An 18036-nucleotide genomic window follows, 5' to 3' on the forward strand; every position below is an offset into this window, starting at 1 on the left:
GAATTTTAATTAATAAAAAAAGTTCAACTTCCCACTTGCGGTTGTTGCGCGTACCCGAGATATGAGCAAAAAATTTAAAGAATACAAAGGGCTGGACCTCCCTAAACTGGCGGAAGAAGTACTCAATTTTTGGAAAGAAGAAAACATCTTTGAGCAGAGTATTTCCATTCGCGAGGGAGCGGAGCCATTTGTGTTTTTTGAAGGGCCGCCATCTGCCAACGGTCTTCCGGGAATCCATCACGTTATGGCGCGCGCCATAAAAGATATTTTCTGCCGTTACAAAACCCAAAAAGGCTTTAAAGTTGACCGGAAGGCAGGCTGGGACACGCACGGCTTGCCCATAGAATTGGGCGTTGAAAAAGAACTCGGCATCACCAAGGAAGACATCGGGACAAAGATTTCAGTGGAAGAATACAACGCAGCCTGCAAAAAAGCGGTAATGCGCTACACAGACGTTTGGAACAACCTTACCGAGCGCGCCGGGTATTGGGTTGATATGGAAGACCCCTACGTTACCTACGAGCCAAAATATATGGAAACCGTTTGGTGGCTCTTGAAAGAAATCTACAACAAAGACTTAATTTATAAAGGCTACACCATTCAGCCCTACTCCCCAAAAGCGGGAACGGGCTTGAGCTCGCACGAACTCAACCAGCCGGGAACCTATCAGGATATTACCGATACTACGGTGGTGGCCCAATTTAAGGCAATGGCCGAAACCTTGCCCGATTTCCTTGGCGAAGAGTCAAACAACATTTGGTTTTTGGCGTGGACTACCACACCGTGGACGCTTCCCAGCAATACCGCGTTGACCGTGGGTCCCAAGATTGATTATGTTTTGGTGAAAACTTTTAACCAATATACTTTCCAGCCCATAAATGTAATTCTCGCAAAGAATTTGGTCGCAAGCCAGTTTGCGAAGAATTATGAGGAAAAACCAAACGAGGAAATCCTCGAATCATACAAACAGGGCGATAAGGTAATCCCCTATTTTATTGCGAAAGAATTTAAAGGTGCCGATTTAGTCGGAATTCGATACGAACAGCTTTTGGATTATTCAAAGCCGCACGACAATCCTGAAAACGCTTTCAGGGTAATTGCGGGCGATTTCGTTACTACGGAAGACGGAACGGGAATCGTACACACCGCGCCAACCTTTGGCGCCGATGATGCCAAGGTTGCAAAAGAAGCGACGCCGGAAGTGCCGCCAATGCTGGTAAAAGACGAAAATGGAAATCTGGTTCCACTTGTGGATTTGCAAGGGAAATTCCGTCCCGAAATGAAGGAACTTGCAGGCAAATATGTAAAGAACGAATATTACGATGATGCCGAAGTGCCCGAAAAATCGGTTGATGTTGAAATCGCAATAAAACTGAAGACCGAAAACAAAGCCTTTAAAGTTGAAAAATATTTGCACAGCTATCCAAACTGCTGGCGTACCGATAAGCCTATTCTATATTATCCGCTGGATTCGTGGTTTATAAAAGTTACCGAGTTCCGCGATAGAATGTTCGAGCTGAACAAAAAAATAAACTGGAAGCCAAAAGCCACCGGCGAAGGCCGTTTTGGCAACTGGCTTGCAAACGCAAACGATTGGAACCTTTCCCGCTCCCGCTATTGGGGAATTCCGTTGCCCATTTGGCGAACGGAGGATGGCAAGGAAGAAATAATCATCGGTTCGGTGGAAGAATTAATGACGGAAATGGACAAATCCGTAGGCGCGGGATTGATGCCGAAAAACATTTTCGAAAATTTCAAGCCCGGCGATTTTTCCGAGGAAAACTATGCAAAGGTTGACCTACATAAAAATATTGTTGACGAAATAATCCTCGTTTCCCCAAGCGGAAAACCAATGAAGCGCGAAGCCGATTTGATAGATGTATGGTTCGACAGCGGAAGCATGCCCTATGCACAATGGCATTATCCTTTCGAAAATAAGGAAAAGGTTGAAAAAACATGGAGAAAAGCTGATTTTATTGCGGAAGGCGTGGACCAGACCCGTGGCTGGTTTTACACCCTGCATGCAATCGCGACCATGATTTTTGACGATGTTGCCTATAAAAACGTAGTTTCAAACGGACTTGTTTTGGATAAAAACGGCCAGAAAATGAGCAAGCGTCTGGGCAATGCCGTAGATCCTTTTGAAACCTTGGACGTTTTCGGTCCCGATGCCACGCGTTGGTATATGATCAGCAACGCAAATCCTTGGGACAACTTAAAGTTTGACCAGGACGGCATTTCGGAAGTGCGCAATAAATTCTTCGGAACACTTTACAATACGTACAGTTTCTTCAGTCTTTACGCCAATCTCGATAATTTTGAGTATATTGAAAAGGATCTTTCGCTGGAAAAACGCCCGGAGATTGACCGCTGGATACTATCAGAATTGCACACGCTCATCCAAAAAGTGGACGAGTATTACGCAGATTACGAGCCAACCAAGGCTACACGTGCCATTTCAGAATTTGTACAGGAAAACTTGAGCAACTGGTTTGTGCGATTGAGCCGAAGAAGATATTGGAAAGGCAGCTATAATGACGATAAAATTTCAGCCTACCAAACCCTTTACACCTGTTTGGAAACTGTTGCAAAATTGGGCGCTCCCGTGGCTCCCTTCTTTATGGATAGACTCTATAAGGATTTGAGGGTCGGCACTTCAAAAGAAGGTATGGAATCGGTACATTTAACCGACTTCCCAAAGGCAGACGCGTCATTCATTGATAAAAAGCTGGAGCACAAGATGCAGAAGGCGCAGACAATATCGTCGCTGGTGCTTTCGTTACGACAGAAAGAGAAAATAAAAGTACGCCAACCGCTCCAAAAAATAATGATTCCGGTTTTGGAAGATTCTGAAAAGGAAGAAATTTTAGCGGTTTCAGAATTGATTAAAAGCGAGGTAAACGTAAAGGAAATAGAACTGATAGACGAAGGTTCGGGCATGCTGGTGAAACAGATAAAGCCAGATTTTAAGGCTTTGGGGCCACGTTTTGGAAAAGACATGAAAGCCGTGGCGGCTGCCATTTCAGCCTTTGACCAACAGCAAATTGCAACTTTGGAAAAAGACGGGCAAATATCAGTTTTTATTAACGAAAAAAGTACTATTTTGGCGCTCGCTGACGTAATCATCAGTTCGCAGGATATTGAGGGCTGGTTGGTTGCAAACACAAACGGAGTTACTGTGGCACTGGATGTTACCATAACCCCCGAGTTGCGGAATGAAGGAATAGCCAGGGAATTGGTAAACAGAATTCAAAACCTCAGAAAAGACAGTGGTTTTGAAGTGACCGACAGAATTGAGGTCGCCCTTGAGGAGAACGAAAAACTAACGGATGCGGTAACCCAAAACCTGAAGTATATAAAAGAAGAGACATTAACCGAGGTTTTGCAATTTCAGCCTAAAATTGAAGAGGGAACGGAAATTGCATTTGACGATATTGAAACACGTATAAGCATTAAAAAACATTAGATTATGACAGAGACAGAAAGAACCAGATATTCAGATGCCGAACTGGAAGAATTTAGAGCAATTTTGAACGAAAAAATAAAGAAGGCAACGGAACAATTGGAGCTAATCCAAAGTTCCTACAAGAATGATAGTAACAATGGCACCGATGATACATCGCCCACGTTTAAGGCTTTCGACGAAGGCAGCGAGGTGATGAGCAAGGAAGCGAACTCCCAACTGGCCATCCGTCAGGAAAAGTTTATCCGCGACCTGAAGAACGCCTTGGTGCGTATTGAAAACAAAACTTACGGCGTTTGCCGCGTGACTGGCAAATTGATAAACAAAGAGCGCCTAAAGCTTGTACCGCACGCTACCTTGAGTATTGAGGCGAAGAATTTGCAGAAATAGGCCTAACTCTTCCCAAAGGGGAGCAAGTTGAGTCCGTAAAATTATAGCCCTGAATTTTTTCGGGGCTTTTTTATTGAAATATTTCCTTTGCGTCCCCTGCGAATCCCAATAGCTAACGGGATTGCGTACTTTGTAGTTAATTTATGCGCCAAATATTCTTCATTATCGCTCTAATCTGCTTCGGAATCAATTCGTCCGTGGCGCAAAAAACCATTCAAAAGGAATTTTCCTCGGAAGGAATAAAAACGCTTTCCATAAAAGACGACGCTATTTTTAAAATAACGGTACACGCTTCCGAAGAAAAATCCATCAAGCTCTCCGTGCATATTTCCGGAGAGCATTCCGAGAATGTGATTGTCGAGGAAAATATTACTGAAAATACGCTTTCCTTAAAAACCGACTTTTCTCCCTTCTTTTTGCCCGAAGACGATAAATTGGCCGCCCATAAAGTGATGGCCGTAGAAGTAGATTTGACTATTCCCCAAACCATTTCATTGGAAATTAAATCGAAGCTTGCCGCCGTTACTGCCGAAGGAAGGATTTATGAGCTTGCGGTATCCATAGAAAACGGCGCTTGCGTTTTAACCAATTTTATGGGAAATGCACATCTTAAAACTACCGACGGCAACATATGGGTAAGGGCTACCTCAACGGTTTCCGGCCAAGCAACTTCAACCCACGGAACGGTAGAGAACAAACTTTGGGGCAACGGAAAGTTTTTCGTTGAAGCCGAAAGTATTAACGGTGACATTTCGCTCCTACAAACCGAATAATATTGCTATTTTTGCCCGCGTTATCTATTTGCCTTTATGAGCCTAAAAAAAGCTACTTTTATTATTATCCTGATTTTGTTGATTGATCAGGTTTCAAAGTTTTACATAAAAACACATTTTGTTTTAGGCGAAGAAATCCGCGTGTTTGATTGGTTCCGGATTTTGTTTGTTGAGAATGAAGGCATGGCCTGGGGCGCAAAAATTCCCGGGGAATACGGCAAGCTGTTTTTAACGCTTTTTAGAATTGTTGCAATCGGCGGAATTGGCTATTGGCTTTGGGATTCGGTGAGAAAGAACATGCCCACCATTCTTATTTTCTGCGTGGCCTTGATTTTTGCGGGTGCTTTGGGCAATATTATCGATTCGGTTTTTTACGGAATTATCTTTAACGATAGCCATCACCAAGTGGCTACCTTGTTTCCCGAAGGCGGCGGCTACGGCACGCTTTTCCACGGAAAGGTGGTCGATATGCTCTACTTTCCCTTGTACGGCGGCACTTTGCCCGAATGGGTTCCCTTTTGGGGCGGGGAGTATTTTACCTTCTTCGACCCAGTTTTCAATGTGGCGGATTCCTCCATCAGCATTGGGGTTATTTTGTTGCTTCTTTTCAATAAAAAGGCATTTCCGAAGAAAGAAACTGAATAAAAGCTACTTGGGGTAAAAAGAAAATAATCGCACTTCCAAAATCTGTTTCCATAATTTTTTTTGATTCGGTTATCGCTGTCTTAACTTATGAAGATCATCGGCAATTTTGGAAATCAAATATCTCTTTTGGAATAACGCAAAAATTTAGGGGAACATCCAAAGCTTCAAAGAAAATCTCGGGTTCGGGGTCAAAAAAGGATAGCCCGACAAATATAGCTTCAGAATTGCACCGTTTTAAAAATCGATCGTAAAACCCTTTTCCGTAGCCGATGCGATGGCCTCTTTTATCGTATGCGAGCAAAGGAACGAAGACAACCTCAATCATTTCCGGGGAAATTTCTATACCCGAAACGGGCTCGGGAATTCCATATTCCGAAGTTTTTAAAACCGTGTTTTCCTGCAAAAGAAAATTTTTCATTTCCCCAGTATTAAAATCGGCCTTTGAAACAACGATACTCTTATCCTTTCCCTGTAAAATATGCAGCAGATATTCCGTATTCACTTCTTTTTTTGCCAAAATGGGAAGAAAAATATGGTAATACGTTTTATCCCAAATAGGAAGTTTCAAAGCCTGGTTGGCAATCTGAAGGCTCATTGCCTCAATGGATTCCTCGGAAAGCTCTTCCCGAAGTTTTTTATATTTCAAACGAAGTGTTTTTTTATCAGCCATAATAATATAGAAACTCCAAATTTTAAATCCCAAATCCCAAATCCCAAATTCCAAATCCCAATAGTGTCACCCTGAACGCTCCCGAGTTATCGGCACGAAGAGCCAAATCTAAAATCATCAATCGTTAATCGTAAATCGTAAATCGTCAATCCAAAATCCTTTTCAATCTTCCATTTCCTCGTCTTCCGTATTTGCGGTATTTACGGTTGAAATATGAAAAATGGCATCCCCTTGGTTTACAATCGGCGATTGGTTTACGTTAATTATATAGCCTTCATTGGGCGAAGTAACCTTAAACCGCATTTTTCCGTATGGGTCGGTGATCGTGGCTAAAAATTCGCCTTTTTCAACGTGTTTGTTGCAATCAATTTTTACGTGTAGCAAACCACTTCGGTATGCGCGTATCCATTTACTTTTTTCAATAATAACCGTTTTGGCATTTGGTTCGGGAGCTACGTGTCTTTTGCCCAACATGTCCAAATGAGCCAGTACCCGCAAGATGCCATCAACGCCTTCCTTTGCAATATGTTTGTTGCTTTCCCGGCTTTTTCCGCCTTCAAAAAGCAAAACTGGAATGCCCATCTTTTGACAGGTATTCCGATATGATTTTTCGATGGTATTTGAATAAACCGTAAAGGGAGCATTGAAAACCTTTGCGAGTTCCAATAATTTTTCATCACCCGGTTTTATGCGAATCTGTGCCGCGTTGAAACGGCTTGCGCCGCCGGTGTGAAAATCGAGACAATAATCGGCGTGCGGCAAAACCTTTTTGGTAAAATGATAAGCAACACGACTAGCCAACGAACCCGTTTTGGTTCCGGGAAAAACCCTGTTGAGGTCCCGCCCATCGGGGAAAGAACGGTCGCCATTCAAAAAACCAAAAACGTTCAGAATTGGGATGCAAATAATTGTACCGCGTTTGGGCTTGTTCAATTTTCTGGCAATGAGTTGGCGTACAATTTCCACACCATTTATTTCATCGCCGTGGATGGCGGCAGTTATCAAAACTGTGGGTCCGGGAATTTTCGAACGTTCAATAATAATAGGAATTTCAATTTTGGTGGAAGTGTAAAGTTTCGCAATGCTGAAATCCACGGTTCGACTTTCGCCCAGCGCAATCCGTTCGTTTAAAATTACAATATCACGTTCTTCCTTTTTGGCCATAGTTATACGTTGCGTTCTATATATTTTATGATTGAATTTGCAATATCCTTACCCGTGGCTTGCTCAATTCCTTCCAAACCGGGAGATGAATTTACTTCCAAAATCAATGGCCCACGTGCCGATTGCAACATATCAACCCCAGCAATTCCAAGGCCCATGGCTTTTGCTGCCTTCAGGGCGGCGGTTTCTTCCTCGTCGGTAAGTTTTATTACGGAAGCTGTTCCACCGCGGTGCAGATTGCTTCGGAATTCGCCTTCCTTTCCCTGCCGTTTCATTGCGCCAACTACCTGTCCGTCCACTATAAACGCACGTATGTCTGCACCTCCGGCCTCTTTTATAAATTCCTGAACGATAACCCGCGCCTGTAAATTGTTAAAAGCTTCAATTACAGATTCCGCGGCTTTTCTGGTTTCAACCAAAATAACACCAATGCCCTGTGTGCCTTCCAGCAACTTAATGATTACGGGTGCACCGCCGGCTTGGTTCACGATTTCTTTTACGTTTTTAGAATAATTGGTAAAAACGGTTTTCGGCAACCCCAATCCCGCGCGGGAAAGAATTTGAAGGCTTCTCAATTTATCACGGGAACGAACCAAGGCCTGGGATTCGGTGGTGGTAAAAACGCGCAGCATTTCAAACTGTCGCACTACCGCGGTTCCATAAAAAGTTACAGACGCCCCAATCCTTGGAATGATGGCATCGGTGTGGTCTAATTTGTGACCTTTGTAAATAATTACCGGATTTTTCTTTTCGATAACAATATCACACTTTGCGTGATTTATAACCTCTACGTCATGTTTTCTGGCTTTTGCCGCTTCCACAAGACGTTTGGTGGAATATAAATTTGCGTTTGCCGATAATATCTTTATGTTCATTTTTTGGTTTTTAGTTTGTAGGAAAGGTTGGTTTTGTTAATATCAACCATATATTTCTTGCTTAGGAAATTTCGCCCCAAAAGTACGGGAAAACGCATCTCTTCGCGGTCGCTCAATGTTAAATAAATGGGATGTGTCTTTCCAAAAAGAACAATTTCCGTTTTAATTCTATATCGCGCTTCAGACTGGCCGTTGCTGCTTCTTACCACTTTTACGTCATATTCGTCAAAAATGATTTCCTTTTCATGGTAGCTGGGGTGCTCTTCGTCCAAAAAGTTGCATTTCAGGTAGTTATCTTCAACTTTCATGTTTTTGCAATGTATGGAAGAAGTGTAGGCGCCCGTGTCAATTTTCACTTCAATATCATATAGATTCAGCAATGGAAAGTCTGCCTTGTCTATTCTGCCTATGTTTCTTTTCAATGTTATAGAAATTTTGTAATTGCAAGTTAACTAATATAAATTCCAATTGGCAAATAACAAATTCCAAATAAATCCCAAAAAACAAAAAAATTCAAAATTTTGAAGCCTGCAAACTGCGACTTTCTACTTTCCATTAAATTATTTGATTAAGATGCGCGCGATGAATCGCGCGCCTACTGGCTACTGCTACTTTTTATTCCGCTCAATAAACCCAATTACGCTTTTTGAAACATTCTTTCCCGAGGTATTTTCGATACCCTCCAATCCCGGCGTACTGTTGATTTCCAAAACCAAAGGCCCGTTTTTCGATTGCAGAATATCCACCCCACAAAACCCCAAATTCATTGCCTTTGCCGCTTTTATGGCAATTTTTTCCTCTGTGGAAGAGAGGGAAATCATTTCCGAAGTGCCGCCACGGTGCAGATTACTGCGGAAATCGCCAAGCTTACATTTGCGTTTCATCGCCGCAACCACAACGCCGTCCACCACTATGGCACGAACGTCGGCGCCATTCGCTTCTTCAATATATTCCTGTAGCAAAAATTTCACGCCGGCGGCATTTAAGGTTTCAATCGTTGCTAAGGCATTCTGCGGACTTTCGGTAAGAATAACACCTTCGCCGTGCGTGCCTTCCAAAAGTTTGATAATTATTGGCTTGCCGTTAAAGGTTTTTAGTTGTTCCTCAAATTCAAAAAACGAAGCGTAAACAGTTCGTGGCACGGGAATTTGATGTTTTGCCAAAATTTGAAAGCAGGTCCATTTGTCGCGGCTGTTTGTAATTCCTTCGGAAGAAACCACGCTAAACACGCCCATCGATTCAAAATGGCGGACCACGTTCGTACCAAAATAAGTATTTGAGGCACCAATTCTGGGAATTACCGCGTGCAGGTCATCCACCAATTCATTTTGAAAATAGAGGACGGCTTTTCCGTTTTCCACGGCGAGGTTGCAATAGGAAGGATCCAAAACCTCCATGGTGTGGTTGCGCGCTTCGCCAGCTTTTAAAAGACTTTGGGTGGAATAAAGCGCTTCCCCACGCGATAAAATGGCAATGTTCATAGTTGGTTATTGTGCGTGCAATTTAACCAAAAAGAACATTGCCCATAAAATCATTAGTTAAAAATTAACGGTTACCTTTCCCCTTAGGAAAAAAGGCGTGCCGGGCGTAAAATGTATTTCTTCCACAGCTTCCGGCTCGTCAAACAATCTGCTTTCGGTTGCAAACTGGGTTTCGTTCCATTCGGTATCGAAGAGATTTTCAACGGCAATCCCGAAAACAAAGTTTCTGAAAGTATAATTTATGTTGAAATCGGTCACAAAATAACCTTCGGCAATAATACTTTTGTCTTCGTTTGCGGCTCTATCCTTAATAAAACGATAATTCAATCCGCCCGAAAAGTTTGCGAGATTTTCAAATGCAATTCCACCGGTTAAGGTAAAATCCGGTGCCAACGGAATGTAATCCTCACCATTGGGTTCCTCGGTGCTTCGCGCGTAGGTATAGTTTGCATCGCCGTAAAAATACAGCCAGTCCAAGGCTTCGTAACGCAGGCCAAAATCAACGCCCAATCGGCGGGTTTTTCCGCTGGGCTCCACAATTCCGGCATCGCCCACGTACACAAACTCCTGTTCCAAAAAGAGCGCCCACAGGGCTGTATTAAAAATTAGATTGTCCGTCAGTTTGTAAATTCCGCCCAAATCTGCACCGTAAGCTGCGGGCAAAATATCCTCGCCGCCATTGGCAACAACTACTCGTGTATCGTTGGAATGGAACCCGATTCCCGTTTTCAAAAACAATTGGAAATCGCGGTTGGGGCTGTAAATGAAATTCAACTTGGGACTGGCGAAAACCTTGCTTTTACTTCGGTTATCGTAGGTTGGCGAAAGTTTGTTTTCGTAATCAAATTTGAAATAATCCAATCTCACGGCAGGGTTTATTTTGAAATCGCCCAAACCAAATTCCGTATTCAAAAACGCAAAACTGTTAATTTGATCCACATTTCCGAAGGCAATCCGATCCAAAATTTCATAACGGTTTTTGGTGTGCGAGAGTTCCACGTCGTTCACATCGTCGTAACGAACGCCAATTCCTGCGGTGTACTTAAAATCGAGTGTTTCAGAATTTATTTTATCTGAAAACTCGGTTTGGAAACCCAAAATATTTCGGTCTTCGCGTTGCGCAATTTGGTCGCCGTTTACTGGGTCTTTCAAAAAGAAAGTGAAGTTTGAAAACAGCTCAAAATCATAATGCGAATAATACGCACGGGTTTCCAACTTTTTGTTTTCTGAAAGCAATTTGGAATGGTTTATCAGCAAATTGGTGCGGCTGGTGTTTCCGCCTTCGGTATCGTCAATGGCGCCAAAACGACCGATGGAACCATCGTCAATGGCGCGCTGCGGAATTTGCCCCGAAGCATCCCACTTGCTTTGGAAATGCGAAGCGGTAAGTTGCAGTTTTTGGTTGTCGGGCAATTTCAGGTTGTATTTCGCCATCATATTAAAGCGGTTAAAATTCTGCGGCGAATCAAACGGACCGTTAAAGGTGTTGAGAGAGGCCGCCACATAAGCATTGCTGTTTTTGGTATCCAAAAGATTGAAAAGTCCAACGGTCCTAAAAGCGTCAAACTGCCCGTATTCCACGGAAACGGAGCTTTTGTCGAGTTTGTCCAAGGTTTTAAAGGCCACGTAACCCGCAGTGGCAAAATCGCCGTATTCCGCGTTGTACGGACCTTTTCCGAAGGAAATTTCACCAATCGTTTCGGGAATTACAAAGTGCAAATCACTGTACCCTTGCCCGTGCGCGTGCGACACCATATTTACGGGCATTCCGTCCACCGAAAGATTGATGTCCGTTCCGTGGTCAATGTCGAAACCGCGCAGAAATATTTGTTCCGCTTTTCCACCGCCGGCGTGCTGGCCGATAATCAATCCCGGAACTTTCCGAAGAATTTCCTGCGACGATTTTACGGGCGCGGTCTTTAAATCTACCGCCACAATTTGGCTAAGCGTGTTTACTTCGGGCGTGATGGTTACCTGTTCCAAAGAAACGGCGGCTTCGTTTAAAGTGATGTTTATGGGTTCCGCAAAACTTTCAGCGGTAACTGAATATTCATAGGTTGCGAAACCTAAAATGGAGAAGCTGATGATGTCGTTTTCCTCCACATTTTCAAGTGAAAATTTTCCCGAGGTATCGGTGTGGGTATGGTTGCCGGAGGTTCGGTCAAAAACCGCCACATTTTCCAGCGGGTTGTTATTTGGGCCTACCACTTTTCCTTTTAGCGATTGCGATTGCGCAATACCAAAGCATAGCATCAGCCCCATTAAGAGTATTCTTTTCATGGGTGATTGGTTTAAAAAATTTAAATAAATGAATAGTCTGAATCAAGATTTCATTCAGATAAAAAACTATGAAAAGAATGTTTCGGGAGGCGGGCTGGGGATGGTTTTTACGCTTTTCGGAATATGAAAAGCATAAAAGAAATTGTGTTTGGTACTAGTTTCATTTTTGAAATCGATTGGGGGATATTCCTGTGCAAAATGTTTATCCAACGTATAATTGAAATACACGCCTTCGTGATCACTGGTTTTTTCTTCCGAAGAAAATATTTTGGAGAAAAAAGTTATCAGTTTGTGTTCGTGCGTGTGCTCCCGACCCAATAAATGATCTTCTTCGTGATGCCCATAATCGGTATGCGTCATTACGTGCGAAAAAATGTGCATTCCCTCCGAAAGCTGTTTCTGCATCGGGTTGAGCAGATAAAAAATCGACAGGGAAAGCACAAAATACTTTTTAAAGGAAATATGTAATTTGCTTTTAAGCATTATTTTGGGTTGGTTGTAAATAGATACGCAAGATTGGGGAATTTGGATTTTGAATAAGCTTCATTTAACCGTTTCTTAACTATTTTTGATAGCGGAAAAATTCCTTAAAAAACAAAATAGCAAGTATCTTTGAGCCTATGGCCAATGCTTCGGTAACTCTTCAAATTGCAACCCTTCCCGATTCGCCCGGCGTTTATCAATATTACGATAAGGACGGGAAACTGCTGTATGTGGGCAAGGCAAAAAACCTGAAAAAACGCGTTTCGTCCTATTTCACAAAAAATTTTGACAATAATCGTACGCGGCTTTTGGTGAAGAAAATCGTGACCATTAAGCACATTGTCGTAAAGACCGAGACCGATGCGCTTTTGTTGGAAAACAATTTAATTAAAAACTATCAGCCGCGCTACAATGTGATGCTGAAGGACGACAAAAGCTATCCGTGGATTTGTATTAAAAACGAACGCTTTCCGCGGGTTTTCCCCACACGAAGAATGATAAAGGACGGCAGTGAATATTACGGGCCATATACGAGTATGAAAACCGTACACACGCTGCTTGATTTGATAAAAGGCCTGTATCCGTTGCGCACCTGCAACTACGACCTTTCCGAAGAAAAAATTAGGGCGGGCAAGTATAAAGTATGTCTGGAATATCACTTGGGAAACTGTTTGGGGCCTTGCGAGGGGCTTTATTCCGAAAAGGAATACCACGATAATATTGAGGCCATCCGGAATATTGTGAAGGGAAATTTTAAGGATTCGCTACATAAATTTAAAACCCAGATGAAAACCTTGGCGGCCGATCTGAAGTTTGAGCAGGCACAGCGGGTAAAGGAAAAGATTGATATTTTGGAGAATTACCAAAGCAAAAGCACGGTGGTAAATCCGAAGATTAATAACGTGGATGTGTTTTCGATAATTTCTGATGAAAGCTATGCCTACGTGAATTTTCTGCAGCTTTCGCACGGCGCGATTATCCGTTCGCATACGTTGGAAATAAAGAAGAAATTGGACGAGACGGATGAAGAATTGCTTCAGCTTGCGATTGTGGAAATCCGGCAACGGTTCAATTCGCTTTCAAAGGAAATTTACTTGCCTTTTGAGGTGGAACTGGGCGAGGACATAAAAACGCATGTTCCCAAACTGGGCGATAAAAAAGCAATCCTCGACCTTTCCGAAAGAAATGCGAAATATTACCGCATGGAGCGGTTTAAACAGGCAAAGATTGTGGACCCCGACCGTCATGAAAAGCGCATTATGGCGCAGATGAAAAAAGATTTAAGGTTAAGCGAGGAACCGCGACATATAGAGTGTTTTGACAACAGTAATATTCAGGGCACAAACCCCGTGGCGGCCTGTGTGGTTTTCAAAAACGGGAAACCGAGTAAAAAGGACTATCGCAAATTCAACATAAAAACCGTGGAGGGTCCCGATGATTTCGCCTCGATGGAAGAAGTGGTTTATCGCCGCTACAAAAGATTGCTGGAAGAAGAGCAACCCTTGCCACAACTCATCATCATAGATGGGGGAAAGGGCCAGTTGTCTTCTTCTCTAAAAAGTCTGGACAAACTGGGATTACGCGGGAAAATTGCTATTATAGGCATTGCAAAACGTTTGGAGGAATTGTTTTATCCCGATGATCCCATCCCGCTGTATTTAGACAAGAAGAGCGAGACTTTAAAAATAATACAACAATTGCGCAACGAAGCGCACCGTTTTGGCCTTACCTTTCACCGGAGCAAACGCAGCAAGCAGGCTTTAAATACTGAACTGGAAACCATTCCCGGCATTGGCGAAAAAACGGTCGTGGAATTGTTGAAACACTTTAAAAGCACGAAGCGGATTGCCTCGGCAAGTTTTGAGGAGCTTTCAAAAGTGATCGGTCCGAGCAGGGCGAAGAAGTTGGTAGAACATTTCAGCAATAAATAATAATAATAATAATAAAAAATAGCAATAAACTATAACCCCATTGATGAAGCACTTGCCCCTTATAATATTATTAATAATTTCATCCTTCTCCTTTTCACAAGAAAAAGCTGAGAAAGACCTAAAAGTAGGTCTGGTTTTGAGCGGTGGCGGGGCAAAAGGTTTGGCGCATATTGGCGCGCTGAAAGTTATTGAGGAGTCGGGCGTGCGGATAGACTACATTGGCGGCACGAGTATGGGCGCAATTATCGGGGCACTGTATGCTTCGGGATATTCGGCAACGCAACTTGACAGTATTTTTCGGGAAACGGATTTCAGCAGTTTGATACAGGACAATATTCCGCGGAGCGCAAAGACTTTTTACGAAAAGCAGGAGTCGGAAAAATATGCCTTGGTGCTGCCTTTTGATAAATTTAAGGTAGGTTTCCCTTCGGGACTATCAAAGGGGCAGAATGTGTATAACCTGCTTTCCAAATTAACGAACCATGTGAGCACCGTTTCAGATTTCAGCAAACTTCCCATCCCCTTTTTCTGTGTGGCTACCGATGTAGAAACGGGGAAAGAGGTAATCTTGGACCGTGGGTATCTTCCGCGCGCGGTAACTGCCAGTGGGGCGTTGCCGTCGCTTTTCAGTCCTGTGGTGATTGACGATAAGGTCTTGATTGATGGCGGGGTGGTGAACAACTATCCCGTGAAGGAGGTGCGCGCCAAAGGGATGGATATAATCATAGGGGTTGATGTACAGGATAGCTTAAAAAATAGGGACAATTTGAGATCTGCTTTTGATGTATTGGTCCAGATAAATAACTATCGAACCATTAACGAAATGATTAAGAAGCGTGAAAAAACAGATGTCTATATTCATCCGAACATTCAGGATTTCTCGGTAGTTTCTTTTGATGAGGGGAAAAATATTGTAGAATCTGGAATTGTTGCAGCAGAATCATATAGGGAGGAGCTTGAAAATATCGCTTCGAGGCAAAAGCCTGTAAACCGTGAAGAAGTAAAGTTCGATGCCAATGACTTTATTTATATAAAAGAAGTTAAAATAGAGGGGAACGAAAAATATACCCGAAGCTATGTTTTGGGGAAATTGAAATTGCGCACGCCCGATGAAATAACCTATGAAGATTTTAGTGAGGGGATAAACAACCTTTCGGCAACTGGGAATTTCCAGGACATTAATTATAGGTTGATTGAGGATGAAAACAATGAAAATACACTCCTGCTACAACTGCGCGAGAGCCGGTCTTCCATGATGCTGCGTTTTGCGGCACATTATGACGACCTTTTCCGAACGGCCGCATTGGTAAATATTACCAAAAAGCGGCTTCTTACCAATAACGATATTGCCTCGCTGGATTTAATTGCTGGCGACAACTTGCGGTACAATTTTGAATATTATATAGACAAGGGATTTTACTGGAGTGTGGGCTTCAATTCCAAGTATCATTTTTTTGAAACCGATGTGCCGTTGGATTTTATCAATCCCGATTTTGATGCGGAGATATCGGTGCCTGTCAATAAACTTTCCATTAAGTATAGCGATTTTACCAACCAGCTTTATTTTGAGACCCTTTTCCGCAGGACCTTGATTTTCGGTTTGGGAGGAGAGCATAAATACCTTCGTTATCTTTCGGAAACTATAGGTACAGATGAAAACAACCTTCCCCGAACGGTTTTTGAAAGCACCAATTATTACAGTGCGTTTGGTTTTTTGAAGTATGACACTTATGATAATAGTTTTTTTCCAAAAAAAGGAGCTTATTTTTCAGGTGATTTTCATTGGTATTTATTGGCCCACGGGCGAAACAAGAGTTTTGAGCCATTCTCTTTGGCAAAAGCAAAAATGGGTTATGCCCATACATTTTTTAACACAATTTCGGCTCATTTAACAACCGAGGGTGGTTTTAAATGGGGCGGTCCCGAAACCACTTCCTTGGATTTTGCATTGGGGGGCTATGGATTTAAGGAGATGAACAATATTATTCCGTTTATGGGTTACGAGGCCATCTCGCTCCGCGGAAATACCTATCTTAAGTCAACGCTTACTTTTGATTATGAAATTTTCAGAAAGAACCACGTCAATATTTCGGTGAATATTGCCAATGTGGGGAATGATCTTTTTGAAAACGGCCAGTGGATTGACGGGGTAGACTATTCGGGATTTTCAGCAGGGTATGGGCTGGAAACCGTTCTAGGACCGATGGAGATTAAATATTCCTATTCGCCTGAGCTTAATGAAAGCGAATGGTATGTGACATTGGGGTATCGGTTTTAGTAAAAACTTAGCGGCTTAGCTCTATTATTTTTCCGATATTTGTAGGAAGCTTGATTTTAACGTATCTTATTCTTCAGAATCAATAAAAAATAAAAATAAGTAATAAACAATAACAGATGCCTTTCTACCACAAACTGGGCAAAATACCGCCCAAACGCCATACGCAGTTCCGCAAACCGGACGGGAGCCTTTATTCTGAACAACTTTTCGGAACCGTGGGTTTTGATGGAATGTACAGCAATATTTATCACGAACACAGACCCACGCAGGTCAAGGAAATAAAAGCGCAATACAACGTAGCCCCGAAGATTGCACGTGCCAATAATTTGGAATCGCTTCGGCTAAAAGGTTTCGATGTAAAACCGGAAAAAGATTATCTCAACAGTCGTAAAACGGTACTCACCAATAGCGATTGTAGCATAATACTTGCCGCGCCGCAAGAATCGCAAAAAGATTATTTTTATAAAAACACTGACGCCGATGAGTTGATTTTCATCCACAAAGGCAGCGGAAAACTGCGAACTTTTTTAGGCAATCTCGATTTTAAATACGGCGATTATTTATTGATTCCCCGCGGAATTATCTATAAAATAGATTTCGACACCGAAGACAACCGACTTTTTATTGTTGAATCGCGCCGCCCCATTTACACCCCAAAAAGATATAGAAACTGGTTTGGCCAGTTGCTGGAGCATTCGCCCTATTGTGAACGCGACATCCGCAAGCCGCAAGAGTTGGAAACTCACGATGAAAAAGGTGAGTTTTTGGTAAAGGTGAAAAAACAGGACGATATTTTTGAAATGGTTTACGCCACACACCCTTTTGATGTTGTGGGTTATGACGGGTACAACTTTCCGTACGCCTTTTCAATCCACGATTTTGAACCTATCACCGGAAGAATCCACCAACCGCCGCCAGTGCACCAAACTTTTGAAACAGATGCCATGGTTATCTGTAGTTTTGTGCCTAGGCTATATGATTATCACCCGCTAAGTATTCCGGCGCCTTACAACCACAGCAATATAGATAGCGATGAGGTGTTATATTACGTAGATGGCGATTTTATGAGCCGAAACGATATTGAAGCAGGACAAATCACGCTTCACCCTGCCGGTATTGTCCATGGCCCACATCCCGGCGCCGCGGAAAGAAGTATTGGTAAAACGGAAACAGAAGAACTGGCCGTTATGGTAGATACTTTTAAACCGTTACAAGTTACCGAAGATGGTTTAAAACTCTCGGATGGTACCTATTACCAGAGTTGGTTGGAGGGATGAGTTGGCAGTCGCAGTTGCAGTAAGCAGTAGATTGTGGTCTTTGCGTTCTCTGCGCCTTTGCGGTTAATTGAAAATAAATGGAATGAGTATTTCAATAATTAAATCGAATAATGCCGTTAGCTTAAGCTTTGAAAACCACAAGATGAAGATATTTTTGGAAGATGGGAGGGAACTTTCAATTCCTATGGAATGGTTTCCGAAGTTAAGAGATGCTACGGAAAATGAATTGAACAACTGGCGCTTTATTGGAGATGGTGAAGGTATCCATTGGAAAGATTTGGATGAAGATATTCTAATTGAGAATCTTCTGAATTAAATTAATAAAA

Annotated in this window: 15 protein-coding genes; 8 read left to right on the forward strand and 7 right to left on the reverse strand. The window is 42.6% G+C overall.

Features of this window, described 5'->3' with window-relative positions; genetic code table 11:
• The first annotated feature begins 61 nt into the window (after window positions 1-61).
• The 4 genes from ileS (at window position 62) to MB09_RS07085 (ending at window position 5271) form a co-directional block, all read left to right on the forward strand.
• Complete coding sequence (gene ileS, locus MB09_RS07070; protein WP_045080212.1) at window positions 62-3466, forward strand: isoleucine--tRNA ligase; 3405 nt, start codon at window positions 62-64, stop codon at window positions 3464-3466.
• Window positions 3467-3469: 3 nt separating this feature from the next.
• The gene (locus MB09_RS07075; RefSeq protein WP_045080213.1) at window positions 3470-3853 is read left to right on the forward strand and encodes a TraR/DksA family transcriptional regulator; all 384 of its coding nucleotides are present in this window, start codon (window positions 3470-3472) and stop codon (window positions 3851-3853) included.
• 143 nt (window positions 3854-3996) lie between these two features.
• Entirely contained in the window at window positions 3997-4626 is a 630-nt protein-coding gene (locus tag MB09_RS07080; RefSeq protein WP_045080214.1) for a DUF4097 family beta strand repeat-containing protein, read from the forward strand.
• Window positions 4627-4662: 36 nt separating this feature from the next.
• Window positions 4663-5271 carry a lipoprotein signal peptidase gene (locus tag MB09_RS07085; RefSeq protein WP_045080215.1) on the forward strand — a complete coding sequence of 203 codons (609 nt, stop codon included), beginning with the start codon at window positions 4663-4665 and terminating at the stop codon, window positions 5269-5271.
• Between the two features lie 94 nt (window positions 5272-5365).
• Here MB09_RS07085 and MB09_RS07090 read toward each other — a convergent pair whose 3' ends face one another.
• From MB09_RS07090 to MB09_RS07120, 7 genes are all read right to left on the reverse strand, one after another.
• Window positions 5366-5941 carry a 5-formyltetrahydrofolate cyclo-ligase gene (locus tag MB09_RS07090; protein ID WP_045080534.1) on the reverse strand — a complete coding sequence of 192 codons (576 nt, stop codon included), beginning with the start codon at window positions 5939-5941 and terminating at the stop codon, window positions 5366-5368.
• Between the two features lie 162 nt (window positions 5942-6103).
• Window positions 6104-7105: a succinylglutamate desuccinylase/aspartoacylase family protein gene (locus MB09_RS07095; RefSeq protein ID WP_045080216.1), complete on the reverse strand. Its 1002-nt coding sequence runs from the start codon at window positions 7103-7105 to the stop codon at window positions 6104-6106.
• A gap of 2 nt (window positions 7106-7107) precedes the next feature.
• Window positions 7108-7980 carry a 30S ribosomal protein S6--L-glutamate ligase gene (gene rimK, locus MB09_RS07100; RefSeq protein ID WP_045080217.1) on the reverse strand — a complete coding sequence of 291 codons (873 nt, stop codon included), beginning with the start codon at window positions 7978-7980 and terminating at the stop codon, window positions 7108-7110.
• On the reverse strand, window positions 7977-8402 hold the full coding sequence (locus MB09_RS07105; protein ID WP_045080218.1) for an ATP-dependent zinc protease family protein: 426 nt from the start codon (window positions 8400-8402) through the stop codon (window positions 7977-7979). The genes rimK and MB09_RS07105 overlap by 4 nt, the downstream gene beginning before the upstream one ends.
• A 186-nt stretch (window positions 8403-8588) precedes the next feature.
• Complete coding sequence (locus MB09_RS07110) at window positions 8589-9461, reverse strand: ATP-grasp domain-containing protein (RefSeq protein WP_045080219.1); 873 nt, start codon at window positions 9459-9461, stop codon at window positions 8589-8591.
• Window positions 9462-9518: 57 nt separating this feature from the next.
• On the reverse strand, window positions 9519-11741 hold the full coding sequence (locus tag MB09_RS07115) for a TonB-dependent receptor (RefSeq protein WP_045080220.1): 2223 nt from the start codon (window positions 11739-11741) through the stop codon (window positions 9519-9521).
• Window positions 11742-11807: 66 nt separating this feature from the next.
• Window positions 11808-12224 (reverse strand): hypothetical protein, encoded by a 417-nt coding sequence (locus tag MB09_RS07120; protein ID WP_045080221.1) that lies wholly within the window; start codon window positions 12222-12224, stop codon window positions 11808-11810.
• Between the two features lie 137 nt (window positions 12225-12361).
• Between MB09_RS07120 and uvrC the strand changes: the two genes are divergently transcribed.
• The 4 genes from uvrC to MB09_RS07140 all read left to right on the forward strand — a co-directional run bounded on the left by uvrC (window position 12362) and on the right by MB09_RS07140 (window position 18026).
• On the forward strand, window positions 12362-14155 hold the full coding sequence (uvrC, locus tag MB09_RS07125) for an excinuclease ABC subunit UvrC (protein WP_045080222.1): 1794 nt from the start codon (window positions 12362-12364) through the stop codon (window positions 14153-14155).
• Window positions 14156-14198: 43 nt separating this feature from the next.
• Window positions 14199-16433 carry a patatin-like phospholipase family protein gene (locus tag MB09_RS07130; RefSeq protein ID WP_045080223.1) on the forward strand — a complete coding sequence of 745 codons (2235 nt, stop codon included), beginning with the start codon at window positions 14199-14201 and terminating at the stop codon, window positions 16431-16433.
• Window positions 16434-16549: 116 nt separating this feature from the next.
• Entirely contained in the window at window positions 16550-17710 is a 1161-nt protein-coding gene (locus MB09_RS07135; RefSeq protein WP_045080224.1) for a homogentisate 1,2-dioxygenase, read from the forward strand.
• A gap of 82 nt (window positions 17711-17792) precedes the next feature.
• Window positions 17793-18026, forward strand: coding sequence for a DUF2442 domain-containing protein (locus tag MB09_RS07140; protein ID WP_045080535.1), 234 nt, complete (start codon window positions 17793-17795; stop codon window positions 18024-18026).
• Window positions 18027-18036: the final 10 nt, after the last annotated feature.

Origin of the sequence: Aequorivita vladivostokensis, from assembly GCF_000952855.1 — a bacterium.
GTDB classification, from domain to species: domain Bacteria; phylum Bacteroidota; class Bacteroidia; order Flavobacteriales; family Flavobacteriaceae; genus Aequorivita; species Aequorivita vladivostokensis.